The 20340-nt window shown below is 48.2% G+C and carries 15 protein-coding genes; 10 read left to right on the top strand and 5 right to left on the bottom strand.

The genetic code is table 11. The features are described 5' to 3' along the window. Nucleotides 1-50: 50 nt before the first annotated feature. The gene (locus EYB58_RS13075; protein WP_111957080.1) at nucleotides 51-1154 is read left to right on the top strand and encodes an alkene reductase; all 1104 of its coding nucleotides are present in this window, start codon (nucleotides 51-53) and stop codon (nucleotides 1152-1154) included. A 76-nt stretch (nucleotides 1155-1230) separates the two neighbouring features. Here the strand turns inward: EYB58_RS13075 and EYB58_RS13070 are convergent, their stop codons facing one another. Genes EYB58_RS13070 through EYB58_RS13050 form a run of 5 tightly spaced genes read right to left on the bottom strand, consistent with a single transcriptional unit; the run spans nucleotide 1231 to nucleotide 8654 of the window. Beyond that, nucleotides 1231-1929 (bottom strand): TIGR04283 family arsenosugar biosynthesis glycosyltransferase, encoded by a 699-nt coding sequence (locus tag EYB58_RS13070; protein ID WP_111957078.1) that lies wholly within the window; start codon nucleotides 1927-1929, stop codon nucleotides 1231-1233. Then, nucleotides 1926-2684, bottom strand: coding sequence for a DUF3047 domain-containing protein (locus tag EYB58_RS13065; RefSeq protein ID WP_242637351.1), 759 nt, complete (start codon nucleotides 2682-2684; stop codon nucleotides 1926-1928). The genes EYB58_RS13070 and EYB58_RS13065 overlap by 4 nt, the downstream gene beginning before the upstream one ends. Continuing rightward, nucleotides 2681-3349: a TIGR04282 family arsenosugar biosynthesis glycosyltransferase gene (locus EYB58_RS13060; protein WP_111957076.1), complete on the bottom strand. Its 669-nt coding sequence runs from the start codon at nucleotides 3347-3349 to the stop codon at nucleotides 2681-2683. Before EYB58_RS13060 ends, EYB58_RS13065 begins: the two co-directional genes overlap by 4 nt. Nucleotides 3350-3351: 2 nt before the next feature. After that, on the bottom strand, nucleotides 3352-6453 hold the full coding sequence (locus EYB58_RS13055) for a DUF5714 domain-containing protein (protein ID WP_163354428.1): 3102 nt from the start codon (nucleotides 6451-6453) through the stop codon (nucleotides 3352-3354). A 53-nt stretch (nucleotides 6454-6506) separates the two neighbouring features. Continuing rightward, nucleotides 6507-8654: an FAD-dependent oxidoreductase gene (locus EYB58_RS13050; RefSeq protein WP_111957073.1), complete on the bottom strand. Its 2148-nt coding sequence runs from the start codon at nucleotides 8652-8654 to the stop codon at nucleotides 6507-6509. A gap of 262 nt (nucleotides 8655-8916) precedes the next feature. On the opposite strand from EYB58_RS13050, the gene msrB reads away from it, so the two are divergent. The 9 genes from msrB to EYB58_RS13005 all read left to right on the top strand — a co-directional run bounded on the left by msrB (nucleotide 8917) and on the right by EYB58_RS13005 (nucleotide 20328). After that, nucleotides 8917-10149, top strand: a complete 1233-nt coding sequence (gene msrB / locus EYB58_RS13045; protein ID WP_111957071.1) for a peptide-methionine (R)-S-oxide reductase MsrB — start codon at nucleotides 8917-8919, stop codon at nucleotides 10147-10149. Between the two features lie 153 nt (nucleotides 10150-10302). Then, nucleotides 10303-11016, top strand: coding sequence for a response regulator transcription factor (locus EYB58_RS13040; protein ID WP_111957069.1), 714 nt, complete (start codon nucleotides 10303-10305; stop codon nucleotides 11014-11016). 6 nt (nucleotides 11017-11022) lie between these two features. Beyond that, entirely contained in the window at nucleotides 11023-12492 is a 1470-nt protein-coding gene (locus EYB58_RS13035; protein WP_111957067.1) for a sensor histidine kinase, read from the top strand. 193 nt (nucleotides 12493-12685) lie between these two features. Further along, nucleotides 12686-13015, top strand: coding sequence for a hypothetical protein (locus EYB58_RS13030; protein WP_111957065.1), 330 nt, complete (start codon nucleotides 12686-12688; stop codon nucleotides 13013-13015). Nucleotides 13016-13052: 37 nt separating this feature from the next. Next, a complete protein-coding gene (locus tag EYB58_RS13025; RefSeq protein WP_111957063.1) occupies nucleotides 13053-14210 on the top strand; it encodes a coiled-coil domain-containing protein in 1158 nt (385 codons plus the stop codon). Next, nucleotides 14211-15758 (top strand): AAA family ATPase, encoded by a 1548-nt coding sequence (locus EYB58_RS13020; protein ID WP_111957061.1) that lies wholly within the window; start codon nucleotides 14211-14213, stop codon nucleotides 15756-15758. A 57-nt stretch (nucleotides 15759-15815) separates the two neighbouring features. Beyond that, nucleotides 15816-18176: a tetratricopeptide repeat protein gene (locus EYB58_RS13015; protein WP_111957059.1), complete on the top strand. Its 2361-nt coding sequence runs from the start codon at nucleotides 15816-15818 to the stop codon at nucleotides 18174-18176. A 420-nt stretch (nucleotides 18177-18596) separates the two neighbouring features. Then, the gene (locus tag EYB58_RS13010) at nucleotides 18597-19496 is read left to right on the top strand and encodes a PEP-CTERM sorting domain-containing protein (RefSeq protein WP_163354426.1); all 900 of its coding nucleotides are present in this window, start codon (nucleotides 18597-18599) and stop codon (nucleotides 19494-19496) included. Nucleotides 19497-19608: 112 nt separating this feature from the next. Continuing rightward, nucleotides 19609-20328, top strand: a complete 720-nt coding sequence (locus EYB58_RS13005; RefSeq protein WP_242637350.1) for a CPBP family glutamic-type intramembrane protease — start codon at nucleotides 19609-19611, stop codon at nucleotides 20326-20328. Nucleotides 20329-20340 lie beyond the last annotated feature (12 nt).

Here is a 20340-nt window from a genome sequence, read left to right as displayed (position 1 = left end):
CAGTTTATACTTAAGATGATCTATCATTCTTAATCAAGGAGAGCTTCAACATGAAAAGTTTATTCGATCCAATTTCAATAGGAAACTATAATCTAAAAAATAGAATTGTATTGGCCCCCATGACCCGGGGACGTGCCGGATCCGAACGCATACCCAATGACTTGATGGCCGACTATTATTTTCAGCGTTCATCGGCCGGGTTACTCATCACGGAAGCAACAGTGATTTCAAAGCAAGGTATCGGGTGGATTGATTCCCCGGGAATATACACCAGCGAAATGGTAGAGGGATGGCAAAAAGTCACCCGGAAATTAAACCCCACAGGAACTCCGATTTTTCTACAACTCTGGCACTGCGGCAGAGCGTCTCACAGCGATTTCCACAATGGAGATGCTCCGGTTTCGGCTTCAGCTGTCCGGCTGGAAGGCGACGGCATCCACACGCCTTTAGGGAAAAAAGAGTATGAAATACCCCGTCCCCTGACCATTGATGAAATTAAAGCCACCGTGGATGATTACCGGAAAGCAGCCGTGAATGCAAAAGAAGCTGGTTTTTCAGGCGTAGAGGTGCATGCGGCCAACGGGTACCTGATCAATCAGTTCCTTGATTCAAAATCCAATCTCAGGGACGATGCGTACGGCGGCAGCCTGGAAAATAAATTCCGGTTTTTAAAAGAAGTGCTGGATACTATTTTAGAAGTCTGGCCTCCAGAACAGGTTGGTGTCCGGATATCCCCCAATGGTATTTTTAACGATATGGGCAGCAGTGATTTTAGACAGACCTTCCTGTATGTCGCAGAAGAACTGAATAAATTGCACCTGGGGTATCTGCACATCATGGATGGCCTTGCTTTTGGCTTCCATGAAAAGGGCGATTCCATGACTTTGTCCGAGTTCCGGAAGATATACAAAGGTATCATTATGGGCAATTGCGGATACACAAAAGAATCGGCTGAAGCGCGAATCGCAAGTGGAGATGCGGACCTGGCAGCCTTTGGCAGACCCTATATTACCAATCCCGATTTGCCGGAACGGTTAAAGAATGGCTGGCCGCTGAATCCTTCAGAAGATATGTCCTTATGGTACACCCCGGGACCTGAAGGGTACACAGATTATCAGCCCTATAAACCATCTGATCAGCCGATTTCAACATAGCCGTTAGGTTAAATTACGTTCATGTTTTGTTGTGGGTTGAGCCTGGATGCTGATAGCCTATGCCAGCCCATGACTGTTATAAAGAGTGATAGTAGTTTTTCAATTTTTCAGGGCTGACCCCGATATAAAACAGTAGTTGGAGTATCCAGTTGCGGATGGTTGTGTATATCATGCCCTCTTTTTTCCAGCGCCGGGCCGAAGTGAGCACCGGATCGGAAATGAACCGGATCCGGTACCCCCTTTGTCTGATTCTAAGCATGATGTCGACATCTTCCATCAGTGCAATAGGTTTATATCCCCCCAATTTACGGAAGCAGTCCGCCTTAATGAATATGGCCTGGTCCCCAAAGGGAATACGGGTGATCCTGGAACGAAGGGTTGCGCTTTTTTCGATGAGTCGAAAACCCGGATGCGGTGCGTCAATCACCAGATCAAAAGCACCGGCAACAATCTCCTTGTCCCGGCAGACATCCAGAACCTTGCTAAACGCATTGGCAGGCAGAATGGTATCTGCGTGAAGAAACAACAGCACATCTGCGGTTGCGGCCCGGGCGCCATGGTTCATCTGCACGCCCCGACCCGCCACAGATGCTTTTTTTATAATATCCGGGTCATTGATGACCTTCAGAGTGCTTTTTCCCGGATCTCCGTCCACCACAATGATTTCTGCCGCCGACATCATTCCTGACACCGATAATTTTACGCGGTCAATGGCCAGGTTTATGCGATTGCCTTCGCAATATACCGGTATGATGACAGATATCAGGGGACTCAAGGCGTTGCGGCTCCCGGGCTTGATTTAAAAATAATATCACCGTAAAAGGCCGTTGCGGTCTCACCAGTATTGTCCGAGTCCGTCATGATTGCCACACCGGAAGTCATGGGAGGCGAGTGGCCGAAACTGTCCACATAATCTTGATAAATATTGCGTTCTTCGGTCACCCAGGTGCCGACCTTGTTTACACCACTTTGGACAGCAATCATCATCACACGTTTGGTATAGGGATTGGGTATCCGGGTTCCGATGGGTGCGTGGTTGGCCCAGATATAGGTTACGGAACTTACAGGCGGATATTGGCCATATACCAAACGGATGGTCTCAAATTTGGCTTTTTCCCAGAACCCCACCCTGCCGGGGTCATATTCAAAAGCCACATAAATCCTTGCCGGGTAATCATCCCCGCTTTTTATAGTAACATCGCCTTTTTTATATATGCCGGTAATTTTCCATTGCCATTGGATCACAGGATATTTTTTCAGATCAATGCGGATTTTGCGGATTAGCCCGGAAGCTGATGCGTGGCTCTGGGCTTTGATAACGGTTCGGCCCTGATCTTTGACCATCTCATATATTGTGTGAGCCGTTATCTTTTTAAATGTCAACGCCTCCCAGTATTGCGGCGGCGTTTTCCCCACATCCGCCCGGGAAAAGTCCGCCACGGTCAACACCTGTCCGGCGTGGAGAACGCCTGCAAAACTTAAAACCATGATGATACCGGCCAAAATCCGATTTTGCTTTTGCGTGCTCAAAACGTCAGTCCTTTTTTTTGTAGGTAACGGGTGGTGTGCATGGCAGGACCGGTTGCTGGATCAAGGCCCAGGGCCTGCAAATCCTCTTTGGTGTCGATATCCTGCCAGACCGGGAGGCAAAAGGGTGAAACAGCATGGTCCTGGAAATTATTCAGGGTCAACTCAAATACACGGTTGGTTCCCCAGGGAATATTATTAAAAATCCGGGGAACAAAACCCTTGGCCGTGAATCCGATCAGATAATACCCGCCGTCCGAACTTGGTCCTAATACCCCATCTGTGCTGTTCAATGCGTTAAAGGCAGTATTAATGATGTCAGACGGAATGTCGGGTAAATCAGACCCAATAAGAACAGCTCTCTCATACCCAGCGGCAAAAGTATCTGCCAGGGCATTTTTCATTTTATCGCCCAGTGTGGTACCGACCTGGGGGAAAAGGTCCCAATCGTTCCCCAGCCATGACCGGATGCGACGGCAACCCTTTTCAGGATAATAGTAAACTCTTAACGCCCAGGGTGTTGATCGAACCATATCCAGAACATCCATCACAAAACATTGATACAGCGCCAAAGCGGCTTTTTCCCCCACGCCCTTTGCCAGTCGGGTCTTGACCCGGCCCTTTTCCGGGGATTTGATAAAAAGAATGACCGCATTATTTTTTGTCATTTTTATACCTTGAAATAGGGGCACTCCTCCCGGATGCACTCCCTGTTTTTTCCCTGCTGTCGACATTGAACGTCTCCCTGGGCCTTCAGGGTCAAAGGCAGGTGAATTTTTGACAACCGGGCCACTGCTTTAAAGGTCGTCCATACTTCCCTCTGGCAGCAGCGGGCCGCCGATGCCTGGTTCAGGTCATGGATAATGGCTTCGGAGACCTTCTGGACAATCTGCCTGGCACCGGGCACCAGGGGGGTGCTTTTCAAAATGACCCCAAAAGCGATCCCCGCACCCACTGCGGCTCCACAGGTGCCCCAGAAGGCGCACACGCCGCCGGGAACACTACAGCCCCGGTCAATGGCCGTGGTGATATCCTTATCCGTGATATCGCCGCCCAGGTTTCTGTAAACGGCCGTGATGACGCCGGGCACCGCAAAATGATGTTCCGGGCCATGGAGGGGAAATGATTGATGACTCCGGAGCTGATTCATCAAATCAATCATGTCCGTTGCATCGGTATGGGCGCAGATATGTTTGACCACATCCACCATATCCTCGCCATGGCAGTGGTCGCAAACAAAATGTCCGTCTTCGCACACGGCGTTGGCCAGGTATTCATTTTTGCAAAATACACAAACTTCCAGCCGGTCTTCCTTTAAATAGACCAGGGGCTTGCCGCACAGCATGCAGTCGTGTTGGAATCTCTGATCTGTTTCATGGGCCGGGGCTGCCTGGGTACCGGAGGTGTCTTTCCGGACAGGCGTGGGAGCCACTTCGCAGCTGCAGGCGTTTACGGCCTCGATATTGGCCACATTACCCATGGGATCCAACTTGAAAATAGACGTATCCCCCCAGGCATCATAGGGCCAGTTGGCTTCCGATGACTGTCCGCGTAAAAGCAGGTCTCCATCGTCGGTCATAACCGCCGCATAGGGTCCGGGGTACAAAATTCTGGATTTTTCAGGCGGCAGGGATCGAAAGGCCGTATAGGTGATGGAATAAAATTTATGACCCAGAACCTCTTTGTAAAAAAAGCGTTTCACAATCCTGATTCGGCTGAACCCGGCAGATTCAAGGATGCTTATCAGATGGGGCTGTACAAGGGCCCCTGAAAGACACTCCCCCCGAAGTTTGGCGTCATTCTGGATTTCGGGGGGACAGGGGTCATCCGTAACCACGTCGGAAATAAAAATCCGCCCGCCGGGTTTAAGTATGCGCAATATTTCCGAAAAAGTCTGTCGCTTGTCCTCAGAGAGGTTTATGACGCAATTGGAAATGACCACATCTGCGGTATTGTCATCCAGGGGCAGCTGTTCCAGAAACCCCTTTTTAAAATCTACATTCCGGTACCCCAGGCGGTCGGCCACATCATCAAGTGATTGGCGGGCCAGAGCCAGCATGTTATCAAGCATATCAATACCGATAACCCGTCCCCGGGAACCTGCTTTACGAGCGGCAATATAGCACTCCACCCCGGCCCCGGAACCGAGGTCCACAACGATTTCACCAGGGGAAACGCCTGCGTCAAGCACCGGGCTACCACACCCATAGGAACGAATCCTGGCGGCTTTGGGGATATGGGATATTTCCGGATCGGGATAACAAACCGGATTCGTAATATCCGTGTTCTCGTCTTCGGCCGCGGCTGAGTAAAATTGTCCCACAACGCCGTGGGTATCGGCAAAGGTGAGCACACAATTGGAATGGGTAAAAGCCACACCTTCTCCGTTTTGGACACAATGCAGCAATCTTTCCCCCATCTTACGCCGGATCTGGGGCCAGGGCTGTTCTTCGGTGATCCGGGCCGATTCAATCATCAACCACAAGGCCAGCCGGTTATACAAGGGTACATAAGGGTCATGGCCCATATATGCGCCACCGGTCAAAAAGCTGTGATCAATGTCGCCACCCCCCACAATATATTTTAAAGGATTGGCCTCATAGACAGCATCATCCTTGATCGATAAACGTCGTAGGGAAGACAGGGCGTCACTGTTTTTCCAGACCATCTCCAGCCCCTGGGAAATATGGCCGCATACGGTCTTTTCCCGGCCGATGAGGGCCGGGGTGGGATAAATCTTGCCCCCGGGATCTAAAGCCAACGATTCCCACCCGGCATTACCCAGGTCATATTTGGTGCCGGGGGTGGAAAACACCCGGGTGGACAGATTGGTGATATTATCAATGGTAAGATTGTGTGCGGCGGCAAGACCGTGGCATTGCACCAGGTTGTTGAACAATTCATCCATCGGCACCGCTGGCTGGGATGACGCCCGGCCAGTGGTCAAAAGCCACATATAGTGGATACTATCCACAGAAAATTTGGCCCCGAGCCTGACCATTTCCGCCATCTGAAAGAAATTATCCGGGTGAACAACCATGGACAGAGTGGTTATGATATTCAATTGCTCAAGAACAGCAAGGCCCGCGGTTGTTTTGGCAAAAGACCCCGTTCCTCTTAATGCGTCATTGGCGTCTTCAAGACCATCCAGACTGACCTGGAGAAACAGGCGGTCGCCCGGCAAAGACTTTAAAAAAGCCCGGTACTCCGGAATCAATATGCCGTTGGTTAAAATCACAAGCATAGTGTCGGCGTGTTCATCTAAAATCAGGCGGCATATGTCCTGAAAATCGGGGTGAACCATGGGCTCACCTCCGGTTAAATAAAAAATCCGGGTGCCCAGGGTATAAGCCTGGGAGACAATGGAGGATATCATGTCAAAATCCATGGTCTCACTTGTTCTGGATGAACAGGAAAAAAGACAGTGGCGGCAGGCAAGATTACATTTATTTGTGATATGCAGCCAGCACTCCTTTAATGCGGTCAGGCTCAATGCCTGGCCCCTGCCCTTGTAATCGGCGATGTCCGGAGATTTTAACAGTGACAAAAACTGGGATTCACGGACGATGGAAGAAAAATCAGCATCCCCGTATATTGAAGGTCGGCCCTGTCTTTCATCTGTCGTGTTCCGCCCCCCGGATGCAATGATGTTTTGAAGCAGCCGGTCCCCGGAAGCACTGGGTACAATCCAGTCCGGAGATTCGGGTTTGACATATACCGCTATTTTGTCCAGTTCAAGCCTGATCCAGTCGTCATATCTATTTGAGCTCAAGGTGTATCCCCATTTGAAAAAGGCCATATCTGCCCACGGCCCTGATTTAGAAACTATTTACGCTGCCGGGCCAGATATCGCTCCACAAATCCCAGAACGGTTTCAGGCACCCTGGCTCTTTTCCAGACCCCAGCCGTAGACCGGGCGGACTCTGCCAATGTCGGATAAATATGGATGGTACCAAGAATTTTATTCAAGCCAATATTGTATTTCATGGCCAGAATAAATTCATGGATCAAATCACCGGCATGAGCGCCCACAATCGTTACCCCCAGAATCCTGTCTTTTTTGGGGACGGTTAAAACTTTAACAAACCCATGGGCTTCGGAGTCGGCAATGGCCCGGTCCAGGTCGTCAATGCCATAGCAGGTAACCTCATGCGGAATATTGGCAGCAAGGCAATCGGTTTCATTCATCCCCACCCGGGCCACTTCGGGATCGGTAAAGGTGGACCAGGGGATCACCCGGTAATCTGCCTTGAATTTTTTAAAACCGCCGAACAAGGCGTTTACACAAGCGTACCAAGCCTGGTGGGAGGCCACATGGGTGAATTGATAAGGACCTGCCACATCACCGGCTGCATAAATATTGGGAATAGTGGTCTGCAGCCAGTCATTGGTTTTAATGGTGCCGTTGGGGTTCAGTGCCACCCCCAGTTTTTTCAGCCCAAAGCCCTTGGTATTGGCCACGCGGCCGACGGCAAGCAGGATCGCGTCAAACTCAACAGCTACGTCCTGTTTGTCTAAATTCCGTGTGCAGATCAGGGTTTTGTGGTCCCCGTCCACCCGTATTTCCTTTGTCTTATGCCCGGTGAGGACCCGAATGCCCTCTTTGGTGAAGATGTCTTTGATAAAATCCGCTACATCCTCATCCTCCCGGCCCATGAGTCGGGGAGCCCGGCCCACCTGGGTAACCTGGGCGCCCAGACGGGCAAAGGCCTGACTGAGCTCGCACCCAATGGGGCCGCCGCCCACCACCACCAGACGCCGGGGCAGTTGCCGCAAGGACCAGACCGTGTCAGAGGTCAGATACGCCACCTGATCCAGACCGGGGATGGAAGGGATTCGGGGTCCAGCCCCCGTAGCCACCACAATGCTGCGGGTGGTTATGGTTTCCCCGTTTACTTTAATTTCGTATGGGGAGATAATTTGGGCCTCTCCTGAAATGCAGTCAACCCCCAGTTGGGTATACCGTTCCACAGAATCATGGGGCGCTATTTTTTTTATGATGTTTTCCACCCGCTCCATCACGTCACTAAATTCAAAGTCAATCCGGGTACGTTCAAAACCAAATTCCTTTGCCCGTTTGGCATAGGAAAGCATTTTTGCGCTGCGGATCAATGATTTGCTGGGTACGCACCCCGTATTCAGGCAGTCTCCCCCCATTTTGTCCTTTTCAATCAATGCCACACCGGCCTTCACAGCGGCTGCGATATACGAGGTCACAAGACCTGCGGAACCGGCACCGATGACCACCAGGTTATAGTCAAATCGAGACGGTTTATGAAATTTTGCCATGACCCGCCGGTTTTTTAAAAATTTGGTAAACGCCCTTGCGATCCAGGGAAAAATCCCCAAAAGGACAAAGGAGGCGATCAAAGCGGGGGAAAGAATCCCAGACGGGGTTTCTACCCGGGCTAACTGGGTGCCGGCATTGATGTAGGCAAGAGTTCCGGGAAGCATGCCCACCTGACTGATAATATAAAACATCCCAGCCTTAATGGGGGTAAGCCCCATGACCAGGTTAATAACAAAAAAGGGAAACACCGGCACCAGGCGCAGGGTGAAAAGATAGAACGGCCCGTCATTTTCAACCCCTTCATTAATTTTGCGCAGCCGATCGGCAAATCGATTCTGGATATAATCCTTTAACAGGAACCGCGCCGCAAGAAATGCCAGGGTGGCACCGATGGTGCTGGCAAAGGAAACAATTACAGTGCCCGCGGACAGACCGAACAAGGCACCGCCTGCCAGGGTCATCACGGCGGCCCCCGGAAGTGACAGCCCCGTTATAAGGATATATGTCCCAGCATAAATAAAAATGGTCAGAAGGGTGTTTGCTGCATAAAATTTTTCCAGGGTGGCTTGCTGGGCTTTAAGATTCTCAAAAGAAACCTGATGGTGGAGATCAAATGCGAAAAACAAAATAAAACCCAGGATAAATATCCCAAGAATGAATACTTTAATGATCCTGTGATTCATTTAAAATCCTTCTCCCCGGAAAAAGTAAACAAGCTTGTCTTCAGGCAAATTAAATACTGGACTACAGTGAACGTTCTGTAACAGCCAGTTAAGCTATTGTCTGTTAATTTTTTGTTGAAACGATAGCATTTACCCTCTAAGCTGTAAATGCTGCCTTGCAATTGTGATACTTTTGTGACTTTTTTTCAAAAGTTTCGTGATTTCAAGTGCCCATCTTTCAGTTCAGGTAAGGTTGTAATTGAAACATGAAAGGAGACCGATGATGAATCCCAAACATATCGTAAAAATTTTTATCAGTGTACTGGCCGTTATAGGCCTGGTGGCAAGCGTCTTTGCCTATGCCGGTAACAAAATGGATCCAAAGGATATGTCCAAAGACATGGCCCTGGAAAACAGTATGGAAGATGGGCTGGAAAAGGCGACTTTTGCAGGGGGCTGTTTTTGGTGCACGGAGTCTGACTTTGAAAAGGTGGCGGGCGTTAAAGAAGCGGTGTCCGGATACACCGGCGGCCATGCCCCCCATCCGTCCTACTCGCAAGTTTCTGGCGGCACCACCGGTCATGCCGAAGCGGTCCAGGTCTATTTTGATCCCAAAGTAGTTTCTTATGAGCATTTACTGGATGTATTCTGGCGCCACATCAACCCCACGGACCCAGGCGGACAGTTCGTGGACAGGGGTAACCAGTACCGGTCGGAAATTTTCTTTCACAACGACACCCAGAAGCGCCTGGCCCAGGCGTCCAAAGAGACGCTGGAAAAATCAATGGTTTTTGACAGGCCCATTGTGACCTCCATCACCCGGCTCGTCAAATTTTATCCGGCTGAAAAATATCACCAGGATTACCACAAGCGCAATTCCACCCGTTACAAGTATTACCGGTGGAGATCCGGCCGGGACCAGTTCCTCGAAAAGGCCTGGGAGGACCATCCCCCCATGGACAAAGAAATGGGCAAGGGTTCGGACATAATTGACGGCGGTAAAATGGCCCCGGAAAAGCAGATGGACATGATGAAAAAAGAAGGCCGTATAAATGATATGGGCGGTGCCATGGAAAAAACATCCTGGAAACGGCCCCATGACAATGAGATCCGGTCAAAGCTGACGCCCCTTCAGTACAAGATCACCCAGAAAGACGGAACCGAACCGCCTTTTCGGAATAAATACTGGGATAATAAAGCCCAGGGCATCTATGTCGACGTCGTATCTGGTGAGCCCTTGTTCAGCTCCAATGATAAATTCAAGTCCGGTACGGGATGGCCCAGTTTCACCCGTCCCCTGGAACCGAACAACATCATTGAAAAAAAGGATGTAAGCCTGTTCACGGTCCGCACCGAAGTGCGCAGTCGGCATGCCGACTCCCACCTGGGCCATGTGTTTGACGACGGGCCTGCCCCCACAGGGCTGCGGTACTGCATCAATTCCGCCGCCCTCAGGTTTATCCCCAAGGCAAATATTGAGGCTGAAGGATACGGGCAGTATGCGTCTTTATTCTAACCGATCTTACCAGCACGAAGCTTTAAGCAGTTTAGAAATGAGTTCGAAATAACTTACCCTGGGAGCGCGGGCGTCTCGCCTGCATCTTTACAATACTTGCGGACATGCGGGCGAGACGCCCGCGCTCCCAGGGTAGAACAAAATGGAGACCCTGTGACCATTCAACAGATTCTTGTGGTGGAAGACAACCCGGATATGGCAAATCTTGTGGCGCTGCACTTTGGCAACGAGGGATGGCAGGTGGACATAGCGGCCGACGGCCCGGCAGGGTTGCGCAAAGCCGGGACAGGCCGCTACCATCTGGTCATCCTGGATATCATGTTGCCTGAAATGGATGGCTTGGAAGTGCTCAAATCCCTTAAGACACAAAAGGTATCCACCCCTGTCATCCTTTTAACCGCCAAATCATCGGAAATAGACCGGATCCTGGGGCTGGAGATTGGGGCGGACGATTATGTCACCAAGCCCTTTTCCATCCGGGAGCTTGTGGCCAGGGCCAAGGCCATTTTCCGGCGCATTGAGACGGTGCGAGAATCCCAAGGTCCCAAGGACCTGGCCGACATTGCCACCGGCGAACTCCGGGTCATTCAGGACAAACGCAGGGTGCTCAAAGGGGGAATGCCTGTGGCGCTCACGGCCAAGGAATATGATCTTTTATTGCATTTTGCCAGACATCCCGGAAAGGTGTTCAGCCGCTCCCAGCTGCTGGATCAGGTATGGGGATACGGCCATGACGGTTATGACCATGTGGTCAACTCCAATATTAACCGCCTCAGGGGCAAAATAGAAACCGACCCGGCCCGGCCCGAATACATCCTGACGGTGTGGGGCGTGGGCTATAAATTCCGGGACGAGGAAGAGGGCTAACCCCGAATGTTATCGTCCCTGTACTCCAAAATCGCCATGGGACTGGCCGCCCTTTTCCTGCTCCTGGGCCTGATTTTTATCGGAGTCACGGTGTTTTCAACGGACATGTATCAGCAGGAGGTAAACCAGAAACTCAACCGGCATCTGGCAGATCAGATTGCCCGGGAATGGTTGCTCATGGACAATGGCAGAATCAATACATCTGCCCTGAAAGAGGTTTTTCACATGCTCATGGTGGTTAACCCGGGTATTGAGATCTATTTGCTGGACCGGTCAGGCAAAATTTTAACCTATTCGGCACCCAAGGGCAGTGTCAAACGCGAAACCGTCTCCCTTACGCCTGTTCTGGAATGGCTTGGCAGCAAAGGAGCTTCCTCCCCTGTCCTGGGCGATGATCCCAAACATCCTTCCAGACAAAAAGTATTTTCCGCAGCCCCCATCATGGATGGAGAGGCACTGGGAGGATATATTTACGTGATCCTTGGCGGAGCGCAGTATGACTCAGTGGCCGATAAGCTCAAAGGCTCTTATATTTTCAGACTTTCCACCTGGATGATCCTGGCAAGCCTTTTGTTTACCTTTACAAGCGGCCTTGTAATTTTTGCGTTGCTTACCGGGCGGTTGAAACGTCTGGCCCGAATCATGGACGCCTTCCGGGCGGACAGCTTTGGGGAAACGCTTGTGCTTCCAAAAATTTCCGCCGGAAAAACCGCAGATGAAATTGACCGGTTGACCCTGACGTTTCGAAATATGGCCGACCGCATCCACCAGCAAATGCAAACCCTGAACGCCTCGGACCAGATGCGGCGGGAACTTGTGGCCAACGTCTCCCACGATTTCAAAACCCCTCTGGCTACCCTCCAGGGGTATATTGAAACCCTGCTTATGGATGATAACCGGCAGACACCGGAACAACGCCGGGAATATTTAGAAATAGCCATCAAGCACTGCCTGCGTCTCAATGCTCTGGTCAACGATCTTTTGGCGCTGGCCCAGGTGGAATCCGTCGGATACCAGATCCGTCCCGAGCCCTTTAACCCGGCAGAGCTGGCCGGGGATATCCTCCAGAAATTCAGATTACGGGCCGACGAGCGAAAGGTCACATTTCAGCCCCTGTTCCACGATACCAGCCGATTTGCCCTGGCGGATATCGCCCTGGTTGAAAGGGCGTTGGAAAACTTAATTGAAAACGCCCTTGGCCACACGCCCGAAAAGGGAACGGTAACCGTTGAAATTTTTGCAGAAGAGGATATTGAAATCTCAGTAGCTGATTCCGGCCCCGGTATCCCGGAAAGGGAGCTGGGCCAAATTTTTGACCGATTTTACCGGTCCTGCGATCGGACCGGCGCTACCCATGTCGGCTTAGGCCTTGCCATTACACGAAAAATCGTTGAACTTCACGGGAAAAAACTCAAGGTGGACACAGCCTCCGGGAAGGGAACCCGGTTTTATTTTCGCCTGCCCGCAGCCGACTAACCTGCCGACAATCGCATAATCCAGGAAAATTAAACTTCTTAAAATTTTAAAGCACATTAATTTTACATATGGGTGGCTTAAGCAAGGCCCTAAAATATCTTGCAGTTTTGCGCTTTAGAAGGTACTCTTTAGTCTATGGTTTCCAAAATTTGAATCCTTACATAACCTCATCAAGAAATGGACGGAGAAAAATATGGGCTCTAAAAAAGAAACCAAAATATTCAAAAAAGGAATCTGGATAATAGAGCAGCAGGGTGTTTTAACTGTGGGCTCTCTGGATGAAAAGAATGCGGATATTATGGTTGTACCGGATGAATTAAGGGCCAAGCTCCAGACTTTGGAATCAGATATGATTGAGGCCCTTTATGGTGAAAACCGGGATTCTGAATCGGTTTCAAACCCGTCTGATTTAGGACCTGATTTTTTTCTGGTAAAAAACCGCTTAAGCGCCAGCGTAGAGTTTAACAAGGCAGAGAAACAAAAAGGCGACTACGATATAACCATTCCTTCGGCCGATCGTTGATCCTGTCTGATGCATCAGGGCTGTTCATTTTGACATTATGAAACATTTTCCATTTAAAGTTGTTGTCTTCTGTCTGCTCGTCACCCCGGTTTTGTATATGATTACCCTCGCCGGTTGCCGTGACTATCTGGAAAAAAAATATCTTTTAAAAATAGAAAACGAGTTTATCGGAAATTCCAGTGACCTTTTAAACGGATCAGTCCACATTGAAGACCAGATAGCAAAAAATATCCAGGCCATTTTAAACCGGGACGCCCTGATCCGAATGGCCAAACTTGATCTGGAAGTACAAGTAATACAAGGCCGGGGGAAAATTATTTATCCCATCTACGTGGGAACTGACGGATTTAAGGAGGATTCACCGGGTTATTACGATGCCCAGGCAGTTGCAGATAAAAACTTTTCAATTCTTAATTCCGGGCTCAAGGTTCATGCCGTCCTGCATATGGATCATGGATCGTTTCTTGCGAATTTTATCTTTGCCCTTTACTCCGGTATTTCACTTTTGATCTTTTTTATATTTTATCGGCGGGGCAGCAAAAGGGCTGAGCAGGAAAGAGAAGCGAGAAACGCCTTGATCCATGATTTAAAAAAAAATGAGCTGCGCCATGAAAAGCTGGAGGAAGACCTAACGCGGGAACGGGCGGAACTATTCAAAAATATCAAACAATTAGATAAAAAATACCAATCGGAACAAAAAAAAGCAAAAATAAATGAAGATGAAATGTTCAACGAGATCATCGGCCTTGAAGACCAGCTCAACACATATATTGAATTAAAGGAGCGGCGGGACGTTGAGATAAATGAACTCAAGTCAAACCTTGAAAAGTATGAACGGAAAAAAAGCGCGGGACAATCCAAACGGGGAGAGTTTAATTTTATATCCAAACGGTTCAAAACCCTATACAAGCACGTTGAAATGAGCAGAAAAGCCTTAAACGGATTTATAAACCTGACCGAAGACCAGCAGATCAAGGCAGAAGAAACCATTCACCAGCTGGACCGGGACCCGGGATCGGTAATCGTAAAACGAAAGGTATTTTCAGGCAAGAAGCATAAAGCCACCTGCTTTGAAGTACTGTTTGCATATAACGGCAGGCTTTATTTCATGAATCATCCCAACAAAACCCAGGTGGTGGTAATCGGAACAAAACAGACTCAAACCAAGGATATGGAATATCTCCATAATTTATAAATGTACAATGAATTCTACAATCTCAAGTTACCCCCCTTTCAGATCAGCTGTGATCCCGCATTTATGTGGTTCGGGGAAAAGCACCAGGAAGCCCTTGCCACACTTAAATACGGCATCTTGGATAACAAGGGGTTCCTGCTTTTAACCGGGGATGTGGGAACAGGCAAAACCTCCCTGATCAACGCATTAATCCAGAGCCTTGGACAGGATATCATCTACACCGCTGTGCCGGATCCCAGCCTGATTAAACTTGATTTTTTTAATTATATTGCCGCGTCCTTCGGCATAGACAGGGAATTTACATCCAAGGGCGCATTTCTTGCCCATTTTAAAAATTTTCTGCTCCGCGCGAGTGAAAAAAATAAAAAGGTGCTTCTCATCATTGACGAAGCCCAACTGCTCACCCAGGAAATGCTTGAAGAGATCCGCCTGCTGTCAAATATTGAAAAACCGAATGCAAAACTGATCAATATTTTTTTCATCGGACAAAACGAATTCAATGAAATTTTAAACAGGCCCCAGAACAGGGCGGTCCTCCAGCGGATGACCCTCAACTTCAACCTGGACCCCTTGACCCCGGAGGAGGTGGATGCATATATCCGCCACCGGCTTAAGGTTGCAGGCACACAGGAGCGGCTGTTTGATTGGGATGCGGTTCAGGAAATTTTTCTATATTCAGGTGGCTTTCCAAGACGCATTAATATTTTATGCGATCATTCCCTGTTGTCCGGATTTGTCAGGGAACAGCGGGTCATTGATGCAGGCATTGTAAAGGAATGCGCAAAAGAGCTTAAAATCCCGGCTCATGTTCACAACCGTGACATCAATGATCCCTTTGAGTCCGGTACACGCCCTAAAAATAAAAATGAATCCCCGGGGGACCTGTCTAACCGTGCTTTTGATCCTTATCCGCCGGTGCAGCATCCGGTCCCCCCAGTCTCCCCAGCTCCACAACCGCAAAACAATCTATTTTCATGGGACAAGCTGGTAACTTTAATCTTGTTTTTTATTTTTGCCTGGTACTTTATGTTCCCGGACCATTTTTTCTCCATGCGTTCCCAGGGAACACAGCCGTTTGATCAAAGACAGGAACTAGTAGAAGAACAAAAGCCAGATCAAACGCTACAGCCGGAAAATAAACCCGTTGTCCGGAATATTGAACACCCGGAAACAAATCCATCACCAAAACTAAATAATCCCCCTCGCCTACTTCCAAAGGATAAAATTACAATCAGGTTTAAATCTAACGGAGATGCAATTATTGAAGAAGACCTTAGAAAGCTTAATGCTGTTTCAAAATCCCTGATTGTTCATCCAAACTCAAAAATTCTCATTACCGGATATACGGATGCTAGTGAGAATGGTACGTATAATGTAAAATTATCCGAATTCAGGGCGACTATCGTCAAAAGCTTTCTTCTAGGACAGGGTGTCAAAAGCTATCAGATGAAAATCCAGGGCAGAGGCGGACAGGACCCCGTTGAAAAAAATGATACGGCATGGGGCCGGATGATGAACCGCAGGGTTGAAATAGAGGTGATTGAATAGGACGCACTAATTTTATGAGAACTGATAAATATTAGCCCATTACACAAAGGAATAATTATGATCCGATACCGTCGCATTATTTTTATACTGTGCGCCTGTATTCTGGTCCTTACGGCAGGATGCACTAGTGAGGCAGACAAAAATGCCGCCCAGGCCAGATCGCACATTGAGAATGCAAGAAAATTCATTGCCCAAAACAAAATCCAGACGGCCATCATTGAATACAGGAATGCCGTCAATTTAGATCAAAAAAACGATATCGCGCTTTTTGAACTGGCTGAAGCATATATCCTCAACAGGCAGATCAACAACGCAATTCGGTATTATAACCTGGCTGCCAAAGCCAATCCGGCCAGCACGCTTCCACTGTTACGGCTTGCCCAGATCTATATCCAGACCGGCAGTCTTCTTGAGGCTCGGAACTATATTGCAAAAGTCCTGGAAGCATCTCCTACATCAGTTGAAGCCCTTCACCTTCTTTCCGGGCTTCAATTGAAGGAACGCGATGTGCAGTCCGCTATTGAGACCTTGAACAAGGCCGTATCTTTTGATGATAAAAACACCAAAACCTACGTTTCTTTGGCCGCTCTCTATTTGAGAACCAATGCCTTTGATAAGGCCGAACAGGCCTACTTGTCCGCCATAAAGCATGACCCCTCATCTCGCCAGGCCTACACAGGCCTGGCCCGCCTTTACAGCCTTCAAAATAAATGGGACAAGGCGGAAGCCCTTTTAAAACAGATGCTGGACACCCCGGGGATCAAAATTCACAAATATACGGACCTGGCGCAGTTTTATCAAAGTCGCAGGCAGTTTGACCTTGCGGAGAACTATTTCCAGGAAGCTGTACGTCATGCAGAAGATAGGGTGGAGCCCCGGATGAACCTGGCGCAGTTTTATACCCGCAAAGGAGAAAAGGAAAAGGCGATTGCCATCATGCAGAACGCCCTGGACAAACAGCCTGAAAATCCTCTGATCCTGACCGGATTGGCCCAAATCTACCTTCAGTTCGACATGGTGGACGAGGCCCAATCACTTGTTGAAAAAGTATTGTCCATGGATAACGATAATACGGACGCACTGTTTCAGCAGGGCCGGGTATTTATGGCCCAGGACAATTTCAAGGCCGCCCTGGACAACTTTGACAAAGTCGTTTCCCTGAACCAGCTCAATGCCAAGGCCTATTACTACAGAGCCTTATGTATTGCCGAACGAGGTGCTACAGACAGGCCCGAGCAGAAAATCTTCAGGGCTGCCCAAGGTATGCTGGACAATCCCGAAGAGTTTGAGCAGGACCAGATCAAGAGCAATCTTATGGCCGCGGTCACCCTGGATCCCGAATTTCTGGAGGCCCGGATCAAACTGCTGGAAATCTATATTCTTGAAAAGAATCTCACCAAAGCAAAAGAGCAGATGGGGCATATTTTTAAATTGTCCAAACCCAATACAAAGATCATGACCCTTTTATCCGGGTTGCGTCTTTTGGAAGGGGATAAAAAAAGAGCCGAAGACATTCTCCTGACGATTATCGCAAACAGACCCCGGTATATACCGGCTTATATCCGCCTGGGCCTTTTATACGCATCTACCGCCCAGCCGGAACAGGCTTTGGAATACTTTCAAAAAGCATATGATATGAACTCCAGGCAAACAGGCATCGTAAAAATGATGGTTAATGTCTACTTGTCCCAGAAAAAATATACCCAGGCTCTTGACCTGGTAAAGACCATGGCAGCCACCTCTGAAAAACGCGATGCGCCTTTTTTCGACAACCTGGCAGGGGAGATCTACCTGACCGCCGGGCAACCTAAAATTGCCTTTGACCAATTTTCAAAGGCAGCCCAGGAAGCCCCTGATTTTATTTCCCCTAAAATGCATATGGCAAAACTCCTGATGGCACAAAAAAAGCAGCACAAGGCCCTTGCCATATATAAAGAAGTGGAAGAGCGTAATCCGGATTTTGTACCGGCTCTCATTGCCATGGGGTTCATTTATGACCTGTCCGGCAATCTTATCCAGGCTGAGACCTACTATAGAAAAGTATTGGAACGAGCCCCACAACATATAGATGCGGCGAACAATCTTGCCTTTATTCTCTCCGAAAAAAAGGACGGCACTGATGAAGCATTAAAATATGCAGGCATTGCCAGGAAAAAAGCTCCGAAAAACGCCAATGTACTTGATACCATGGGATGGGTGTATTACCAGAAAGGCAATAACCTCAATGCCCTGTCTGAATTGGAGGAAAGCCTGAAGCTGAATCCGGATTCTGCCCTGACCTGTTTCCACTACGGCATGGCCCTTTACCGGGATCAGGAGTTTGAAAAAGCACGGCAATACTTTAGAAAGGCCCTGAAGATCGACCCGGGGTTCAGGAACGCCGCAACGGCCAGAACGATGCTTAATGAAAATAATTAATGCTTGAACGAAGGACGATAATTAAAAATGTATATTTTTCTATAATGTATTACATTTATTTCATAATAATAAATAGAATATTTCATAATTTTTTATAATTGTGCAAGCTATCATCATTTTAACTGAATCATTCAAAAAAAAATCGTGAGACAGCTTAGTAAAAATATGTGGAACCTGCAATTCTGATGTTATTCTTGCACAAAGTCACAACGGTCCGTAAAAACAGAGAAAATGCTTGTATTTTGTGTCTTTGTGCGAGATTTCAAACTAAAACATTTCATGTTTAGGATTGCCGATATGAAACATAAAACTGACTAAAAAGGATATATATAAGATGTTCGGCATTTTGTTTGCATAACAAAAAGGCACTTAAAATAAATTATTATTTTCCAAAAACAATTAAGAGCTTAGGAAATGATTATGAAAAAATGCCTTTTTATCGCAACGCTCCTTACCGCAGGCCTTATCTGGACATCTGCTTCGTTGGCTGCCCCGAACATTGACGGGTATCTAATTTACACCGATTCGAATGACTGGGCGAACGTTGGAACGGGAGTAAATGTAATTAGTAAATTTGACAGCGCCACCACGTTAAAAAATGTCATGGTTGAATATGGGAACCAATCCGGTCCGAGTGACTACGACCTTCAGGAGTTGGGGGTATATATTAAGGATAATAAATTGCATTTTGCCATTCAGACGGAATACAATTTAAAAAAGGGAGAAGATAATACCTCTCCAGGAGATTTCCTTTTTGACTTTGGTGCAGCCAACAGTGACGGTAAGATCATTCAAAACGACTGGGGGCTGGCGGATTTTGGCTTTGACTTTGACATTACTTGGGACCAGTCGAATGGTTACGATGTGGATCTAACACTGCTTGTGGGCGGATTTGCGAACGAATCAGCCAATAAAACAGATATTGATAATTTTCGCACAGACTACCAGGTCAGTGACACAGATGACACCAAGAAATTTAAATTTGATACTCCCTTGGATGGGAAATATGAAGTTGCTTACACCCGCTATAGAGACTACTACGTGGGAGACTACATTTCTACAATGGAAGTCATGATTGATCTTGCTAAATATAATAATGATGCCGTGAACCAATTATTGACCCTGTTCAAGCAAAACGATTCCATGGTTATGTACTGGCAACCCTCCTGCGGCAACGACTTCCTGGCTGCCCAGACTGCCATTCCTGGAATGCCTTCTGGCGGTGGCGATCCCGTCCCCGAACCCGCCACCATGATGCTCTTTGGCATGGGACTGCTATTCGCCGGCGCGCTGGGACGTAGAAAGCGCTTGAAAAACTGAAAAAATTAGCTGATACATAAACGATTCAAATAGGCGGCATTAAAGTTGGAAATGCCGCCTATTTTTTTGTGAAGGTGATTTGTTTTCAATTGGATCATAAAAAGGAATTTCTGTGAGTACATCCGACACCGCCTCTTCCCGGGAAAAATGGAAAAATATGGATCTGCTGATTCCCTATGCAGCACCGTATTTCGCTTATGTATTTTTTTCTTCTGTTCTGCATGATAAGCTGCCCGAAGAAATCATATATACAATAAAGCTGGTGATTGTACCCGGACTTTTAATCTGGGCCTGGAAATGGTACATTCCTTTAACTGGCCCCAAAAATAAATGGATTTCCTGTTTGTGGGGAATCGTTTTCGGAATCATTGGACTGGTGGTGTGGTGCGGTTCATATACCCCGTTTACCAACCCTGAGGATGGGGCACCGTGGTCTGATCTCGGATTTATCCTAAGGCTTTTGACGGCCGGTTTTGTGGTGCCTGTTTTTGAAGAGTTGTTCATGCGCGGATTCGTCTTCCGGGTAGCCCTGCAATGGGATCTGCTGCGCAGGCAAAAAACGCCAAAAGCCTTTTCTGCAGCCCTGGACAAGGCCAGTATTTTTGATGTGGCACCAGGGCAGTGGACCGTTTACGCCATTGTAATTTCAACTATTATTTTTGCCGCGGGCCATATAGTTGCCGAATGGCCCGCAGCCATTGCCTACGGCGTACTCATGGCCCTTTTGTGGATATTTAGAAAAGATCTGATTTCCTGCATTGTTGCCCACGGGGTAACCAATATCGGACTGGCCCTTTATGTCTATTACTTCGGGCACTGGGAACTGTGGTAAAACAGAAGGTTG

Origin of the sequence: Desulfobacter hydrogenophilus, from assembly GCF_004319545.1 — a bacterium.
GTDB lineage: Bacteria > Desulfobacterota > Desulfobacteria > Desulfobacterales > Desulfobacteraceae > Desulfobacter > Desulfobacter hydrogenophilus.
Note: the sequence above shows the minus strand (reverse complement) of the source record. Positions and strands in the feature narration are given on the sequence as shown.

Bases quoted from the DNA above. Each gene is read 5' to 3' on its own strand.
- EYB58_RS13075 (WP_111957080.1), top strand. From the start codon at position 51: ATGAAAAGTTTATTCGATCCAATTTCAATAGGAAACTATAATCTAAAA.
- EYB58_RS13060 (WP_111957076.1), bottom strand. From the start codon at position 3,349: ATGACAAAAAATAATGCGGTCATTCTTTTTATCAAATCCCCGGAAAAG.
- EYB58_RS13050 (WP_111957073.1), bottom strand. From the start codon at position 8,654: ATGAATCACAGGATCATTAAAGTATTCATTCTTGGGATATTTATCCTG.
- msrB (WP_111957071.1), top strand. From the start codon at position 8,917: ATGAATCCCAAACATATCGTAAAAATTTTTATCAGTGTACTGGCCGTT.
- EYB58_RS13035 (WP_111957067.1), top strand. From the start codon at position 11,023: ATGTTATCGTCCCTGTACTCCAAAATCGCCATGGGACTGGCCGCCCTT.
- EYB58_RS13030 (WP_111957065.1), top strand. From the start codon at position 12,686: ATGGGCTCTAAAAAAGAAACCAAAATATTCAAAAAAGGAATCTGGATA.
- EYB58_RS13025 (WP_111957063.1), top strand. From the start codon at position 13,053: ATGAAACATTTTCCATTTAAAGTTGTTGTCTTCTGTCTGCTCGTCACC.
- EYB58_RS13020 (WP_111957061.1), top strand. From the start codon at position 14,211: ATGTACAATGAATTCTACAATCTCAAGTTACCCCCCTTTCAGATCAGC.
- EYB58_RS13015 (WP_111957059.1), top strand. From the start codon at position 15,816: ATGATCCGATACCGTCGCATTATTTTTATACTGTGCGCCTGTATTCTG.
- EYB58_RS13010 (WP_163354426.1), top strand. From the start codon at position 18,597: ATGAAAAAATGCCTTTTTATCGCAACGCTCCTTACCGCAGGCCTTATC.